The sequence below is a fragment of the Azospirillum canadense genome (assembly GCF_025961225.1).
Classification (GTDB): Bacteria; Pseudomonadota; Alphaproteobacteria; order Azospirillales; family Azospirillaceae; genus Azospirillum; species Azospirillum canadense.
Window position 1 is genome coordinate 1,114,805 of the sequence record NZ_JAOQNG010000010.1, and the last position, 15,313, is coordinate 1,130,117.

Annotated in this window: 12 protein-coding genes; 5 read left to right on the plus strand and 7 right to left on the minus strand. The window is 68.1% G+C overall.

What is annotated here, in order from left to right; translation table 11 throughout:
• Positions 1 to 16 precede the first annotated feature (16 nt).
• A complete protein-coding gene (aspS, locus tag M2351_RS41015; protein ID WP_264661706.1) occupies positions 17 to 1,846 on the minus strand; it encodes an aspartate--tRNA ligase in 1,830 nt (609 codons plus the stop codon).
• A 177-nt stretch (positions 1,847 to 2,023) separates the two neighbouring features.
• Here aspS and rnd point away from each other — a divergent pair, with 177 nt between their 5' ends.
• Positions 2,024 to 3,190 carry a ribonuclease D gene (gene rnd, locus M2351_RS41020; protein ID WP_264661707.1) on the plus strand — a complete coding sequence of 389 codons (1,167 nt, stop codon included), beginning with the start codon at positions 2,024 to 2,026 and terminating at the stop codon, positions 3,188 to 3,190.
• 241 nt (positions 3,191 to 3,431) lie between these two features.
• Positions 3,432 to 4,721 carry an EAL domain-containing protein gene (locus M2351_RS41025; RefSeq protein ID WP_264661708.1) on the plus strand — a complete coding sequence of 430 codons (1,290 nt, stop codon included), beginning with the start codon at positions 3,432 to 3,434 and terminating at the stop codon, positions 4,719 to 4,721.
• 333 nt (positions 4,722 to 5,054) lie between these two features.
• Here M2351_RS41025 and M2351_RS41030 read toward each other — a convergent pair whose 3' ends face one another.
• Entirely contained in the window at positions 5,055 to 6,569 is a 1,515-nt protein-coding gene (locus M2351_RS41030) for a Ppx/GppA family phosphatase (protein ID WP_264661709.1), read from the minus strand.
• 21 nt (positions 6,570 to 6,590) lie between these two features.
• Positions 6,591 to 8,738 carry an RNA degradosome polyphosphate kinase gene (locus M2351_RS41035; RefSeq protein WP_264661710.1) on the minus strand — a complete coding sequence of 716 codons (2,148 nt, stop codon included), beginning with the start codon at positions 8,736 to 8,738 and terminating at the stop codon, positions 6,591 to 6,593.
• Positions 8,739 to 8,915: 177 nt separating this feature from the next.
• On the opposite strand from M2351_RS41035, the gene M2351_RS41040 reads away from it, so the two are divergent.
• The 3 genes from M2351_RS41040 (at position 8,916) to M2351_RS41050 (ending at position 12,075) form a co-directional block, all read left to right on the plus strand.
• Positions 8,916 to 9,434 (plus strand): SixA phosphatase family protein, encoded by a 519-nt coding sequence (locus tag M2351_RS41040; protein ID WP_264661711.1) that lies wholly within the window; start codon positions 8,916 to 8,918, stop codon positions 9,432 to 9,434.
• A gap of 192 nt (positions 9,435 to 9,626) precedes the next feature.
• Complete coding sequence (locus M2351_RS41045; protein WP_264661712.1) at positions 9,627 to 11,165, plus strand: CYTH and CHAD domain-containing protein; 1,539 nt, start codon at positions 9,627 to 9,629, stop codon at positions 11,163 to 11,165.
• Between the two features lie 181 nt (positions 11,166 to 11,346).
• Positions 11,347 to 12,075: a substrate-binding periplasmic protein gene (locus M2351_RS41050; protein WP_264661713.1), complete on the plus strand. Its 729-nt coding sequence runs from the start codon at positions 11,347 to 11,349 to the stop codon at positions 12,073 to 12,075.
• A 52-nt stretch (positions 12,076 to 12,127) separates the two neighbouring features.
• Here the strand turns inward: M2351_RS41050 and M2351_RS41055 are convergent, their stop codons facing one another.
• Genes M2351_RS41055 through M2351_RS41070 form a run of 4 tightly spaced genes read right to left on the minus strand, consistent with a single transcriptional unit; the run spans position 12,128 to position 15,284 of the window.
• Entirely contained in the window at positions 12,128 to 12,907 is a 780-nt protein-coding gene (locus M2351_RS41055) for an SDR family oxidoreductase (protein ID WP_264661714.1), read from the minus strand.
• Positions 12,846 to 13,610: an HdaA/DnaA family protein gene (locus tag M2351_RS41060; RefSeq protein ID WP_264661715.1), complete on the minus strand. Its 765-nt coding sequence runs from the start codon at positions 13,608 to 13,610 to the stop codon at positions 12,846 to 12,848. Before M2351_RS41060 ends, M2351_RS41055 begins: the two co-directional genes overlap by 62 nt.
• Before the next feature lie 10 nt (positions 13,611 to 13,620).
• Entirely contained in the window at positions 13,621 to 14,724 is a 1,104-nt protein-coding gene (locus tag M2351_RS41065; RefSeq protein WP_264661716.1) for an AI-2E family transporter, read from the minus strand.
• Positions 14,724 to 15,284, minus strand: coding sequence for a CDP-alcohol phosphatidyltransferase family protein (locus M2351_RS41070; protein ID WP_264661717.1), 561 nt, complete (start codon positions 15,282 to 15,284; stop codon positions 14,724 to 14,726). Before M2351_RS41070 ends, M2351_RS41065 begins: the two co-directional genes overlap by 1 nt.
• Between the last annotated feature and the right edge of the window lie 29 nt (positions 15,285 to 15,313).

Genomic DNA, 15,313 nt, shown 5'->3' on the forward strand with positions numbered 1-15,313 from the left:
GGGACGGAACCCAAACTCAGTTCGCCGCCTTCGACGCGTCCGCCGCGACCTTCGGCTTCGGCAGGTCGAGCTTCAGGTGCAATTCGCGCAGGCGCGCCTGGTCCACCGGGGCCGGAGCCTGCATCAGAAGGTCCTCGGCGCGCTGGTTCAGCGGGAAGGCGATGACCTCGCGGATGTTCGGCTCGTCGGCCAGCAGCATGACGATGCGGTCGATGCCCGGGGCCGAGCCGCCGTGCGGCGGGGCGCCCAGCTTGAAGGCGCTGAGCATGCCGCCGAAGCGGGCTTCCAGCTCCTCCGGCGGGTAGCCGGCGATCTCGAAAGCCTTGTACATCACCTCCGGCAGATGGTTCCGGATGGCGCCCGACGACAGCTCCACGCCGTTGCAGACGATGTCGTACTGGTAGGCCTTTATGTCGAGCGGGTTCAACGTGTTCAGCGCCTCCAGGCCGCCCTGCGGCATGGAGAACGGGTTGTGGCTGAAGACGACCTTGTTGGTCTCCTCGTCCAGCTCGAACATCGGGAAGTCGACGATCCAGCAGAAGCGGAAGGCGTTCTTCTCGATCAGGTCCAGCTCCTCGCCGATCTTCGTGCGGGCGAAGCCGGCCAGCTTGGCCGCCGGGCCGGGCTGGTCGCAGACGAAGAAGACCGCGTCGCCGTCCTCAAGGCCCACCACCGTGCGCAGCTCCGCCTGGGCGGCCTCCGGCACGAACTTGGCGATCGGGCCCTTGCCGCCGGCCGCCTCGAACAGGATGTAGCCGAGGCCCGGCGCGCCCAGGCCGCGAGCCCAGTCGTTCAGCTTGTCGAAAAAGCTGCGCGGCTTGTCGGCGACCTTCGGCGCGCGGATGGCGCGCACCACGCCGCCTTTCTCGATGGTCTGCTTGAAGGCGCGGAACTCGACGTCGTCGCGCTTGAAGACGTCGGTCACGTCGGTGATGACCAGCGGGTTGCGCAGGTCCGGCTTGTCGTTGCCGTACTTCAGCATCGACTCGGCAAACGTGATCCGGCGGAACGGCGCCTGGTCGATGACCGGCTTGCTCTCGCGGCGGAAGGCGCCGAACTCGTCGAAGATGCCGTGCAGCACCGGCTCGATGGCGGCGAAGACGTCCTCCTGCGTGACGTAGGACATCTCGAAGTCGAGCTGGTAGAACTCACCCGGCGAGCGGTCGGCGCGCGCGTCCTCGTCGCGGAAGCAGGGGGCGATCTGGAAGTAGCGGTCGAAGCCGGCGACCATCAGCAGCTGCTTGAACTGCTGCGGCGCCTGCGGCAGGGCGTAGAACTTGCCCGGATGGTTGCGGCTGGGCACCAGGTAGTCGCGCGCACCTTCCGGCGAGGAGGCGGTGAGGATCGGCGTCTGGAACTCGGTAAAGCCCTGCTCGATCATGCGGCGGCGCGCCGAGGCGATGACGCGGGAGCGCAGGACGATGTTCTCGTGGATGCGCTCGCGGCGCAGGTCGAGGAAGCGGTAGCGCAGGCGCACGTCCTCGCCGGTGTCGGCGTCCTGGTTGACCTGCAGCGGGATCTGCTCCGCCTCGCTCTGCACCGTCAATTCGCCGATCTGCACCTCGATGCGGCCGGTCGGCAGACGGTCGTTGATGGTCTCCGGCGTGCGCTTCACCACCTTGCCGGTCACCGTGATGACCGATTCCAGCTTCAGCCGCTCGGCCACCTGGAAGGCCGGGTTGGAGGTATCGACCACGCACTGCGTCAGGCCGTAATGGTCGCGCAGATCGATGAACAGCAGCTGTCCATGGTCGCGCTTGCGGTTGATCCAGCCCGACAGACGGACGGTCTGGCCGGCGTTCTCTTCACGGAGCTGTCCGCAAGTGTGCGTGCGGTAGGGGTGCATGGGTCGAAACACCTTGGAAAAGGTCGGAATCCTGCGCGTAACGGCGGCCCGACACACCACACCGAGAGCGGCCGATTGTCAACCCTGCATCCGTGCTTTCGTGCCCTCCTCCCCAACCGGGCGGACATGCCGAAGGGCGAGCTTTCGCGCGGCCCCGCGCTCGTGTATGAAGCGATCATGACACTGATCACCACGACCGCAGACTTGGACGCCTTCTGCCGCTCGCTGGCGGGGGCCGAGTACATCACCGTCGACACCGAATTCCTGCGCGAGAAGACCTACTGGCCGCAGCTCTGCCTCGTGCAGGTCGGCGGCCCGAGCGGCGCCGTCGCCATCGATCCCCTGGCGGAGGGAATCGACCTGGCCCCGCTGTTCGCCGTGATGATGGATTCCTCGATCCTGAAGGTCTTCCACGCCGCCCGCCAGGACGTCGAGATTTTCTGGCACCTGACCGGCCAGATCCCGCACCCGCTGTTCGACACGCAGGTTGCCGCCATGGTCTGCGGCTTCGGCGAGAGCGTGGGGTACGAGACGCTGGTCACCAAGCTGGCCGGCGCCCGCATCGACAAGTCCAGCCGCTTCACCGACTGGTCGCAGCGCCCCTTGACGGAGCGCCAGCTGACCTACGCGCTGTCCGACGTCATCCACCTGCGCCCGGCCTACGAGAAGTTGAAGCGCCGCCTCGTCCGCACCGGCCGCGCCCATTGGCTGGAAGAGGAGATGGCCGTCCTGACCGACCCGGCGACCTATCAGGTCGATCCGGAGACGTCGTGGCTGCGGCTGAAGGTGCGCACCAACAAGCCCCGCTTCATGGCCATCCTCAAGGAACTGGCTGCCTGGCGGGAGCGCGAGGCGCAGCGGCGCGACCAGCCGCGGTCGCGCGTCCTGCGCGACGAAGCGCTGCTGGAGATCGCGGCGCACGCGCCGACCACCGTCGACGACCTCGCCCGCACGCGCGGCATGGGCCGCGGCTTCGCCGAGGGGCGCCAGGGCGCCGACGTGCTGGCCTGCGTGCAGCGGGGGCTGGACCTGCCCGACTCCGAGCTGCCGCGCATCGAGCCGCGGGAGGAGCCGCCGCCGGGTCTTCAACCGATCGTTGAGTTGCTGCGCGTGCTTCTGAAGATGAAGTGCGAAGAAAACAATGTTGCCTCGAAGCTGGTGGCGTCGGCCGCCGACCTGGAGGCGATCGCCGCCGCCGACGACGCGCAGGTGCCCGCCATGCATGGCTGGCGGCGCGAATTGTTCGGCGAGGACGCATTGGCGCTGAAGCATGGCCGCGTGGGCCTCGCGGTGCTCGACCGGCGCGTGCGCATCGTGCCGACCGGGGTGGAAAACGACGCGTGACGGCGGGGCCGGATGGCCCCGCACACCGCTTTCGCCTTGACAGAATTCAGCTTGTCCAAGGAAAATTTGAAACATTTTTCCCCAATTAACCACGCTTTAAGGCATTCTTAAAAAAGGATAGGGCTAATATCTCTTAGGCACCGTATCCAGGCCGTGTAACCGGCGGATCCGGTTCGCGGGGACACTGCCCGGCTTTAGGGTGCGCGCACAACTTTTTGTGCCGGCTTGGGGGAATTCGCGTATGAGCAGGTTCGGCGGCAGACCACCCATGGGGCGCGACCGCGTCCGCCTCTCCACGACGGAGAAGCAAGCCGCCGTTGCCGCCGCCAAGGACCAGAAGCCCGAGTTCGACAACGACAAGCTGCTGAACCTTCTGCGCTCCGCGAAATCCGAACTGCAGGGCATGCGGCTGATCCACATGCACCTGTCGCTGCTGAAGGACAAGGACCCGTCGAGCCAGATGATCGTCCGCACGATCATCCAGGAACTGGCCAACAAGGCCTCCTACCTCCAGTCCTTCAACATCTCCAACGGCGACGTCATCATCCTCTACAAGGGCCTGAAGCTGACCGGCGTCACCGACGTCTGCCAGAAGGTCGAGCAGATTTTCCTGTCCAAGACCACCCTGACCGGGCCCAACCCCTACAAGGAATATTCGCTCTACTCGATCATGGAACTGGCGTTGAACTTCATCAACGTCATCCGCTTCATCGAGGAGCTTCAGGCGACCGAAACGGGCAACCACGCCACCGAGACGAAGCCGCCGATCACGCTGGAGGAAATGGCGAAGCTCGAACGCGCCATGCAGATGTTCGACCTCTCGCCCTTCCTGTTCAACCAGGCCATCGCCAACATCGGCCGCAGCGCCGACGAGGAGATGGCCTATTTCGAGCTGTACATCTCGATCAAGCTGCTCCAGGAGCGGCTCTGCCCGGACTACGACATCACCGCCAACAAATGGCTGTTCAACTACTTCACGGCCAACCTCGACCAGTCGGTGCTGCGCGCGCTGAACCACGGGCTCAGCTTCATGCGCGGCCGGCGCATCGGCATCAACATCAACCTGTCGACGGTGATTTCCACCGGCTTCGTGAAGTTCGACGAACGCCTGCCGATCGACTTCCGCGGCCATGTCGTTCTTGAGATCTCCAAGGGCGACCTGATCGAGAACCTGACGCTGTTCAACGAGGTGGTGGAGTTCGCCCAGGACCGCCAGTACCAGATCGCGGTCGATGGCCTGAATCCCTTCTGGGTCACCAACTTCGATCTGGAATACCTGAACGTCGACTACGCGAAGATCTTCTGGTCCAGCGACATGCTGGAAATGGACCCGACCTTCGAGAAGTACTTCATGGACCGGATCAACGAGCAGGACCGCTGCAAGTTCATCCTGGCCCGCTGCGACAGCGTGTCGAGCCTCGTCTACGCCCAGAAGGTCGGCATCAACATGGTCCAGGGCCGCGCCGTGGACAACATCCTGCGCAAGGGCGTCAGCGTCCGCGAAGCCATCTCCCACGCCAAGGTCGCCTGACCAAAGCCCCTCGCCCCTTGGGGGCTACGGCATGCACACATTTCTCATGAGCGGTAAGCGCCTGAAATTCCGGGGAAAAGCCCCTCTCCCTTGAGGGGGAGGGGTTGGGGTGAGGGTGGCGCCAGCCTCTGGCTGGCCGGAAACAATCATACGTCACCGAAGGCGAACCTTATTTCCGGGCTGCCGCCCGTAACGCCCCCTCACCCCAACCCCTCTCTCCCAAGGAGAGAGGGGCTTTTATTGTGCTATCAAAGACTTAGCACAAAGCTACATGCGTGAATGCCCTAACGCCTTCGCGGGGATGACGGGTGTGTTCGACCACGACAAGGCCCCTTACGCCGCCTGCGGCCGTGCTGGCGGGGCGGCGATCTCGCCCTTGCGGTTCAGCGCCTTGGCCAGCGCGTCCAGGCGCCGCTGCACGGCCTCCCCGGCGGGAACGCTGTTGTCGTCCGGCAGGGTCAGCGTCAGCCGTTCGCCCGCCACCTTCAGGGTCGTGCGCTGCAACAGCGCCGTCGCTCCCCCGGTCAGCGTGTGCGCCAGCCGCAGCGCCAAGCCCAGCACCGTCGCCTTCAGCGCCTGCGCCTCGCTCAGCAGCGCGCGCGGGCCGACCGTGGCCGGCCCGTCGATGGTGCCGGCGTAGCGGGCGTAGACGGCCAGTGCCAGGAACGCCCGCTCGTCGTGGTCCACGCCGGGGAAGGGATAGCGCAAAATGCGCAGGCAGGCGTGTTCGGCGCGGTAGTCCGGGTGTTCCCCCCAGCACACGTCGCTCAGCACGCAGGCTACCTGCCGCAGCCGGTGCGCCGCGTCGTCTTCGCCGGCGAACAGGCCGCCGGTCCAGGACATCAGCAGGGCCGGGTCGCCCAGCCGGCCGAAGCGCTGAGCCCAGTCGTTGGCCGCCGCGATCAGCGGGTCTTGGCGTTGCACCTCCGGCCGCAGCAGCGAGAACAGGTGCCCCTCGCGCAGGCCGAAGGCCGAGAACACCACCACCGAGGGCTGGGCCGCCCGCAGCAGGCGTTCGAACACCAGGGCGGCGTAGGGCAGCGTGTCGACCCGGCGGCGGGAGCCCGACATCTTCTCCAGCGACGACCGGCTCTGCTTGGCGATCAGCCCGGCGAAGTCGCGGGCTTCGGCGCAGGGCACGGCGTAGTGGTGGATAATGTGCAGCGGGTGCTTGACCTGCTCCATGTGCAGCTTGGCGAGCGCGCGCCAGCCGCCGCCCACGGGATAGAACGGCTTTCCCTTCACGCGCGGCAGCCAGTCCAGCTTTTCCAGATGCTGGTCGATGACCCGGTTCAGCCCGTTCTGTTTGCCGCTGGCCGATTCCATCAGCCGCAGGGGTCCGAGCGGCATGGTCACATGCTCGCCGATCACGCCGCGGTCAAGCCGCACCAGCTCCAGGCTGCCGCCGCCCAGGTCGCCGACCAGCCCGTCGGCGGCGGGCGTGCCGGACAGCACGCCGAGCGCGGACAGCCGCGCCTCCTCCTCGCCGCTGATGACGCGGACCTCCAGCCCCGTGCGCGCCTTCACGGCGTCGACGAAGGCCTCCCCGTCGCTGGCGTCGCGCACGGCGGCGGTGGCGATGATGTCCAGCCGGCCGACGCGCATGCCAGCGGCCAGCACGCTGAACCGCTCCAGCGCGTCCAACGCCTGGGCCACGCCGTCGGGGTTGAGCCGCCCGGACTTCTCCACTCCGCGCCCCAGCCCGCACAGGACCTTTTCGTTGAAGACCGGCATCGGCGACCGCTTCAGCGCGTCATAGACAACGAGCCGGATGGAGTTGGACCCGATGTCGATCACCGCGATACGCTCGCCGTTTTCGAGAGCGCCGCTTTCCTGGGCAGACGTCATGGGAACCCGTCACTCCTTGCTTCAGGACACCGTACGGAGTTTCAACCGCGGCGGCGTCCGTTTGCTGCTCAGCGCGCTGCCCCGGCCCGACAGGCTGGGGTTGGTCATGAAGTAGTTGTGCGCGCTGAAGCCGTCCGGCCCCGCCTCCACCCGGTGATAAACCCCGTCGGGGCCGAGCGTCCAGCTGTTCGCCTCGTCCTTCAGGTTGGCGACCATGATCTGGTCCAGCACCTGTTCGTGCACGGTCGGGTTCTCGATGGGCACCAGCGTCTCGATGCGGCGGTCCAGGTTGCGCGGCATCCAGTCGGCCGAGGAGATGTACAGCTTGGCCTGCGGGCTCGGCAACGCATGGCCGTTGCCGAATCCGATGACGCGCCCGTGCTCCAGGAAGCGGCCGACGATGCTGCGCACGCGGATGTTCTCCGACAGGCCCTTCACGCCCGGCCGCAGGCAGCAGATGCCGCGGATGACCATGTCGATCTGCACGCCCTTCTGCGAGGCCTTGTACAGCTTGTCGATGATCTCCGAATCGACCAGCGAGTTCAGCTTCACCCAGATGTGCGCCGGCTTCCCGGCGGCGGCGTGGGCGATCTCCGCGTCGATCAGCTCGCCCAGCCGCTGGCGCAGCGTGATCGGCGCGATGGCGATCTTCTCCAGCACCTTCGGCGTGGCGTAACCGGTCATGAAGTTGAACATCACCGCCGCGTCGTGGCACAGCGCCGGGTCGCAGGTGAAGAAGGACAGGTCGGTGTAGATCTTTGCCGTGATCGGGTGGTAGTTGCCGGTCCCGAAATGCACGTAGCTGCGCAACGCCTTGTTCTCGCGCCGCACCACCAGCGACACCTTGGCGTGCGTCTTCAGGTCCACGAAGCCGTAGACCACCTGCGCGCCGGCGCGCTCCAGGTCGCGGGCCCAGCGGATGTTGGCCTCCTCGTCGAAGCGGGCCTTCAGCTCGACCAGGGCGGTGACCGACTTGCCGGCCTCCGCCGCCTCGATCAGCGCCGCGACGATGGGGCTGTCCTTGCTGGTGCGGTAGAGCGTCTGCTTGATGGCGACTACCTGCGGGTCGCGGGCGGCCTGCCGGATGAACTGCACCACCACGTCGAAGGACTCGTAGGGGTGATGGACGACGATGTCCTTGTCGCGGATCGCCGCGAAGCAGTCGCCGCCGAAGTCGCGGATGCGTTCCGGGAAGCGCGCGTTGAAGGGCCGGAAGACCAGATCCGGCCGCTCGTCCACGATCAGGTGCTTGGTGTCGGTCAGGCCGATCAGCCCGTCCAGGATGAACACGTCGTCGTTCGACACGTTCAGCTCGTGGCGCAGGAACTCGCGCAGGTCGGCGGCCATGCCCGCGTCGGTGGCGAGGCGAATGACGCTGCCGCGGCGGCGGCGCTTCAGCGCGCTTTCGAAGGTGCGGACCAGGTCTTCCGCCTCTTCCTCGATTTCGATCTCGCTGTCGCGCAGCACGCGGAAAACGCCGTGCGCCTTCACCTGGAACGGGGGGAACAGGCGGTCGATGAACAGCATCACCACCTTTTCCAGCTGGATGAAGCGGATGTCCGACCCCGGCAGGCGGATGAAGCGGTCGAGCTGGGTCGGCAGCGGCACCAGCGCGTCCAGGTGCCGCCCCTTGGCCGAATCGTGCAGCTGCAACGCCAGCGAGAAGCCCAGGTTCGGCAGAAACGGGAAGGGGTGCGCCGGGTCCACCGCGATGGGGGTCAGGATGGGGAAGATGTCGTCCAGGAACTTCGCTTCCAGCCAGTCCTTCTCGCCGTCGGTCAGCTCGTCGGCGTCGACCACGGTGATCCCGGCGTCGCGCAGATCCGTCTTCAGGCTCCGCCACATGGCCTGCTGGGCGTTCATCAGCTCGATGATGCGCTGGTTGGTCGCGGCCAGCTGCTGGGCGGGGGTCAGGTTCTCCGGGCTCGGCGCCTTCACGCCGGCGGCCACCTGCCCCTTCAGGCCGGCGACACGGACCATGTAGAATTCGTCCAGGTTGCTGGCGGAGATCGACAGGAACCGCAAACGCTCCAGCAGCGGGTGGTTGGGGTTCGACGCCTCCTCCAGGACCCGCTGGTTGAAAGCCAGCCACGACAGCTCGCGGTTGATGAAGCGTTCCGGCGCGTTCGCTTCGATGCAATACGCTTCCAGGTCCTGAAGGTTCGTCACAGCAGCCTCGGGCTTTCGCGTGGATCACAGCGCCGGTAGAGTCCGGCGGGTACGGTCGGGGCGGGCAGTCTACCCCATGTCGGTTACGGTTTCGGGTCAGTCAACGCCATTCAACGATAGACCCGCGCGTAAAACAGGTTCAAGAGCGGCCGATCACGCCGGGAGGGGCAATCCACCATGAAAACCCTATACCTTTTGCGCCACGGCAAGTCCGCGTGGGATGATCCGGATCTCGACGACCACGACCGCCCCCTGGCGCCGCGCGGGCAGAAGGCCAGCCGGCGCGTCGGCGCCTACCTGAAGGAGCGCAAGGCGCACTTCGACCTCGCCCTGTGCTCCACGGCCGCGCGGGCGGAGGACACGCTGCGCCGGGTCCTCGCCGCCATGGACCTCCCCAACCTGCCCGTGGAGTACGAGCGCGGCCTGTACCTTTGCGGTGCGCGGGTCCTGCTGGAGCGGCTGCGCGATGCGCCGGAATCGGCGGCGTCGCTGATGCTGGTCGCCCACAACCCCGACCTCCACGACCTCGCGCGGGAGCTGACCGGTTCCGGCGACGACGGGCACCGCCGGGCGCTGGAGGAGAAATTCCCGACCGGAGCCTGCGCGGTCCTGCTGTTCGAAACCGTCCATTGGCGCGACCTCGACCTCGGCGCCGGGCGGCTCGCCGATTTCATCCTGCCGCGCAAACTCTCTTAACGCCCTTCTCCGGTTGGAGTATTTCAGGCCTGCCCCACTCCGGCCTGCCCCACTCCGGCCAGCTCCACTCGGGCCAACTCCACTCGCCAGCTCCACTCGGGAGTCCGCCTTTTGCCGACCGTGCCCCCAACCGCCGCCCCCGTGCCGTCTGGCGCGCCGTCCGCTGGGCCGTCCGCCGTGCGCGAGGTGGAGATGAAGCTCCTTCTCGACCCACGCGACCTCGGCCGCGTGCCGGCGCTTCCCGCGCTGCGGGAGCATGCGGACGGCGATCCGGTCGTCCGCCATCTGCACACGGTCTATTTCGACACGCCCGACCTGCGACTCTACGCCAACGGCGTGGCCCTGCGCGTGCGGCGGGAGGACGGCCGCTTCATCCAGACGCTGAAGACGGTCAATTCCGCCACCTCCGGCGATTCGGCCGCCGTCGCCGTCCGCAAGGAGTGGGACTGGACCATCGCCGGCGCCGAACCGGACCTCACCCCGCTGGAGGCGGAGGGCGTGGCCGTCCTCGTCCCGGCGGACGCGCGCGGCGCGCTGGTTCCCCTCTTCACCACGGAATTCCAGCGCACCACCCTCCTCTTCCGCCCCGACACGCTGACCGCGATCGAACTCGCCGTCGACGAAGGTCGGATCACCGCCGGCAACGCCTGTGCCCCGATCAGCGAAGTGGAGCTGGAACTCAAGGCCGGACGCGTCGGCCGCCTGTTCGACGCCGCGTTGGCGCTCCAACGCAGCGTGCCCGCCCGCATCGGGACGGAGAGCAAGGCGGAGGTCGGCTACCGCCTCGTCACCGGCCGCCTGCCCACCCCCGTCCTGCCGGAACCGCTGGGCCTGTCCCCCGTCACCACGGTGGCGGAGGCGTACCGGCACATCGTCCGCCACTGCCTGCGCCAGCTTCTCGCCAACGAGGCCTGCGCACTTGCCGGCGGCGACGTGGAGGGCCTGCACCAGATGCGCGTCGCCCTGCGCCGCTTGCGCACCGCGATTCGCCTGTTCCGCCCCCTGGTCGGCAAGCCGGAGGCTTGTCACGCCGGTGACGGCATCCGCTGGTTCATCGGCCAGCTCGGCCCGGCGCGGGAATGGGACGTGCTGCTGTCCAATGTGATCGCGCCGTTGGCGGCGTCGGACAAGGCCCCCGACGGCCTGCCCGCCCTTGCGGACGCCGTGCGCCAAGCGCGTCGCGCCCCCGCGGAGGACGCGGTGCGGGCCATCCAGTCTCCGCGCTGCACCGGGCTGATCCTGGCGCTCGGCGCTTGGCTGGAGGACGGACGCTGGCACAGCGGGGCCGACCCGGCGTTGCGCGCGCAGCTCGACCGGCCGATGGCCAGCCTGTCCGGCGCGTGGCTGGCCGTCCAGCACGCGAAGGCGGTGAAGGCCGGAAAGGACTTGTCCGATCGGGACGGCGACGAGGCCGGCGCTGCGCGCGACCGGCTGCGCCGACGCCTGCGCAAGCTGCGCTACACGGTGGAGTTCTTCCGCGGCCTCTACGCCGAATCCGCGACGCTCCCGTTCATCGGCGCGCTGGAGGCGATGCTGGACGCCCTGGACGCCGACCACGATGCGGCCGTCGCGCGGAACCTGCTGCGCCAGCTGGCTGACGAGGTTCCTTCCCACCGTTCCGCCGCCGACGCAGCGGCCAAATGGCTGGCGAAGCGCACCGGAAAGCGGCGCAAGCAGTCGGCCGACCTATGGCGGGCCTTCCGCGACATGCCCGCCTTCTGGCAGGCGTGACCGCCGGACGGGTCCGTCTCCAGACGAAATTTCTTTGTACTCAACCAACCCCGGCGTGTAACTTTTCGCCGCACCCCTTGAACTCAGGTTCACATTCCATCTCCGATCGCGGAAACATTGTGCCCCAGTGAAGCGGCCCGGCGCCGCCCCGCACAAGAACGAGAACTCTGGGGGCTACGCGATGCGAAAGATTCTACTCGGCCTGTCGATGGTGTTCGCGCTGACCGGCGCTGCCTCCGCGCAGACCTTCAAGATCCACACCGGGATCATTCCGCCCTACATCAACGAGGCGGAAGGGGGCAAAGGCAGCGGCGTGATCCTGGAGATCATGACGGGCGCCCTGTCGGCCGCGAACCTGAACTACGAGATCGTCAGCGCCGTTCCGTGGAAGCGCGCCCAGTCCGACGCCATCGGCGAGCCGGACAGCCTGGTGTCGCCCTTCGCCCGCACCCCCGTGCGCGAGCCCGACTGGACCTGGGTGGCGAAGATCCTGGAAGAGAAGATGTACGTCTATGTCCCGGCCGGCGCCGCCAAGCCCGCCAACAAGGACGATCTGCTCCAGGTCCTGTCGCTCGGCGTGCTGTCCGGCGGCGCGCCGGAAAGCGTGGCGAAGGAGCTGAACCTGGAAAGCGTGATGCAGGGTGTGGCCGCCGAGTCCATGAACGCCAAGAAGCTGGTCGCCGGCCGCCTCAACGCCTGGATGTCGCAGGGCTACATGGCGACCGCCGGCATGCGCGAGGCGGAAGTCCCGGCCGGCCAGATCGAGCGCAAGTTTGAACTGCGCGACCTGCCGCTGTGGGTGGCGACCTCCAAGTCGACCCCGCCGGACCATGTCGCTCTGGTCCAGGCCGCTTTCGAGAACTTCCTGAAGACCCCGGCCTACACGGCCGTCCTCGCCAAGTACCAGTGAGCGGTAAGTCCTGGGGGCAGCCGCCAGGGCGGCGCCCCCAGCCCTCACACCATCACAGCGTTCCCGGATAGGCCCCGCCGTCCAGCAGCACGTTCTGGCCAGTCATGAAGCCGGCTTGGGCGGAACACAGGAAGGCGCACATCGCCCCGAACTCCGCCGGATCGCCGAAGCGGCCGGACGGATTGGTGGCGCGGCGCGCGGCCATCTCGTCGTCCACGCTGCGGTTGTTGGCCTTGGCCGCCCCTTCCATGGTAGTGCGCAGGCGGTCGGTTTCGAAGGGGCCGGGCAGCAGGTTGTTGATGGTCACGTTGTGCCGGACCGTCTGCCGCGACAGGCCGGCGACGAAGCCGGTCAGGCCGGCGCGCGCGCCGTTCGACAGGCCCAGGTTGGAGATCGGCGCCTTCACCGCGCCCGAGGTGACGTTGACGATCCGCCCGAACTTGCGGGCGATCATGCCGTCCACCGTCGCCTTGATCAGGAAGATCGGGGCCAGCATGTTGGCCTCCACCGCGCGGATCCAATGCTCGCGCTCCCACTCGCGGAAGTCGCCCGGCGGCGGGCCGCCGGCGTTGTTCACCAGGATGTCCGGCTCCGGACAGGCGGCCAGCGCCGCGGCGCGCCCTTCCTCCGTCGCGATGTCGCCCACGGCGGTGGTCACGGTGACGCCGGTCGCCTTGCGGATCTCCTCCGCCGTCGCTTCCAGCACGTCGCGGCTGCGCGCGGTGACGGTGACGTGAACGCCTTCCTGCGCCAGGGCCAGCGCGCAGGCCTTACCCAGCCCCTTGCTGGCTGCGCACACGATGGCGCGGCGGCCGGCGATTCCCAGATCCATCGTCCTTACCTCCCGTTTCGTGGTCCAACTCGGCCAGCACCTCGCGGGCGAGCGGGACGGTCAACGGACGGTGCGCGGCCAGCGACGCCCGGTCAAGGGCGGCGACCACCCGCCGCGCGGCGTCGAGCGAACGCTCCATCCGCGTCAGCAGGTAGGTGAGGAGATCCATGCCCGGCCGCAACTGGCGGTCGGCGAACAGCTTCACCAGCACAGCGGCCAGCAGGGCGTCGTCCGGCGCCTCCACCCCCACCGCGGGCGCCGCCTTGATGCGGGACCGCAGGTCCGGCAGCTTCACGCGCCAGCGCGCTGGCGGCTTGCGCGACAGCAGCAGCAGATGGCCGCCCGAGTCGCGCGCAAGGTTGTAGAGGTGGAACAGCGCCTCCTCCCGCGCCGGCATGCCGGCCACTCGGTCGGCGTCCTCCACCACCACGGCGTTGGCGCGGCCGAGCAGGGCCGGCAGGTCGGCCGAATCCAGCGTGTCCCCACTGACGATCGGCGCGTGGCTGCGCGCCCGCCAGACATGGCCCAGATGCGTCTTGCCGCAGCCGGCCGGCCCGTAGACAGCCAGGGCGGGCGCCGGCCAGGACGGCCAGCGGTCGAGCCACGCCACGGCGTCGGCGTTGCTGGGCGCGACCAGGAAGTCCTCGCTGCCGATGGCGACGCGGTGGCCGAGGTCGAGCGGAAGCTGCGCGGCTATGGTCATGGCCGCCTCTTCATGGCGCCGCGTCGCCCCGGTAATAGGGGCTTTCCAGGTAGCGGCCCAGCGCGAAGCGCGTCAGGACGCCGATCACCGCCGCCACCGGCACGGCCAGCAGCACGCCCACGAAGCCGAACAGCGTTCCGCCCGCCAGCAGGGCGAAGATGACCCACACCGCGTGCAGGCCGACCTTTTCCCCGACCAGCTTCGGCGTCAGGACGTTGCCCTCCACCGCCTGGCCGAACAGGAAGATCCCCACCACGATGCCGACGCGCCACAGGTCGTCGAACTGCAACAGGGCAAGCCCGGTGCTCGACACGAATCCGAACAGCGTGCCGACGTAGGGAATGAAGGACAGCAACCCCGCCAGCAGCCCGATGACCAGCCCGAAGTCGAGGCCGGCCGCCGACAGCGCCACCGCGTAGAACAGCCCCAACACCAGGCAGACCAGCGCCTGCCCGCGCACGAATCCGGCCAGCGTCGCGTCCACCTGACGCGCCTGCTGCCGGATCGTCGCCGCGTGGTCCAACGGCAGCCAGCCGTTCACCTTGGCGACCAGCAGGTCCCAGTCGCGCATCAGGTAGAAGGCGACGACCGGGGTGATGAACAGGACCGACAGCACGTCGAACAGCGCCAGCCCGCCGGACAGGATGCCGGACAGCACCCGGCCGACCCAGCCGACCATCTCCCCCGCGTAGTTCCCGGCCGCCCCGCGCAGCCGCTCCACATCCTCGGGCGACAGGCGGTGCACCAGCCGCTCGACCATCGGCAGCACGCGCGCGCGCAGCGCGGTGGCGTAATTCGGCAAAACCTCGATCAAGTGCGCGACCTGCGCCTGCACCAGCGGCAGCAGAAGCAGGGTCACCACGACCAGGACGACCACGAAGGACAGCAGGACCAGCGTCGTGGCCAGCCAGCGCGGCAGGCGCCAGCCCTCCAGCCGGTCCACCACGGGGTCGAGCAGATAGGCGACGGCCAGCCCGACCACGAAGGGCAGCAGCATGCCGGACAGCAGCCACAGGGCCAGGACGAACAGCCCCGCCCCGATCAGCCAGAACCGCAGCTGACGGGTGGATGTCCGCGGATCCGGCCGCGCACCTGGCACGCGCTGGTCCGGCATCAGGGCACGCCCCCGTGCCGGTTGAACAGCAGACCGCCCCGGTAGACGTAGGCCAACCCCGACAGCACCGTCGTCGCCGCGCAAGCCCAGATCAGAAGCGGCAGCAGCCCCATGCCGAAGAGTTGGAAGTCCGGCAGCCCCAGCCCGGCCGGGGCGAGCGCCGCCGCGGCCAGCGCCAACTGCACCGCCGTGTTGATCTTGCTGATGTAGAGCGGCTGCATCGCCAGCGACTCCTTCAGCGTGTACAGCAGCATCACGCCGCCGACGATCATCACGTCGCGGAACACCACCAGGATCACCAGCCACAACGGCAGCACGTCCATGTGCCCCAGCGAGACGTAGACGCTGACCAGCAGCGCCTTGTCGGCGATGGGGTCCAGGTAGGCGCCCAGCACCGTGCGGGCGCGGAACATGCGCGCGACCGCCCCGTCCAGCCCGTCCGACACGGCGGCGCCGACGAACAGCCAGAAGGCCACGCCCAGCTCGCCCGCCAGAATGAAGTAGACGGCGACGGGAACGGCCAGGATGCGGAGAAAGGTGATTATGTTCGGAATGCTCACCGCGGACTCTTTCGCCGTTGCGACACTTT

Coding starts and splice junctions, on each gene's coding strand:
- aspS (WP_264661706.1), bottom strand. CDS start 1,846: ATGCACCCCTACCGCACGCACACTTGCGGACAGCTCCGTGAAGAGAAC.
- rnd (WP_264661707.1), top strand. CDS start 2,024: ATGACACTGATCACCACGACCGCAGACTTGGACGCCTTCTGCCGCTCG.
- M2351_RS41025 (WP_264661708.1), top strand. CDS start 3,432: ATGAGCAGGTTCGGCGGCAGACCACCCATGGGGCGCGACCGCGTCCGC.
- M2351_RS41030 (WP_264661709.1), bottom strand. CDS start 6,569: ATGACGTCTGCCCAGGAAAGCGGCGCTCTCGAAAACGGCGAGCGTATC.
- M2351_RS41040 (WP_264661711.1), top strand. CDS start 8,916: ATGAAAACCCTATACCTTTTGCGCCACGGCAAGTCCGCGTGGGATGAT.
- M2351_RS41045 (WP_264661712.1), top strand. CDS start 9,627: ATGAAGCTCCTTCTCGACCCACGCGACCTCGGCCGCGTGCCGGCGCTT.
- M2351_RS41050 (WP_264661713.1), top strand. CDS start 11,347: ATGCGAAAGATTCTACTCGGCCTGTCGATGGTGTTCGCGCTGACCGGC.
- M2351_RS41055 (WP_264661714.1), bottom strand. CDS start 12,907: ATGGATCTGGGAATCGCCGGCCGCCGCGCCATCGTGTGCGCAGCCAGC.
- M2351_RS41060 (WP_264661715.1), bottom strand. CDS start 13,610: ATGACCATAGCCGCGCAGCTTCCGCTCGACCTCGGCCACCGCGTCGCC.
- M2351_RS41065 (WP_264661716.1), bottom strand. CDS start 14,724: ATGCCGGACCAGCGCGTGCCAGGTGCGCGGCCGGATCCGCGGACATCC.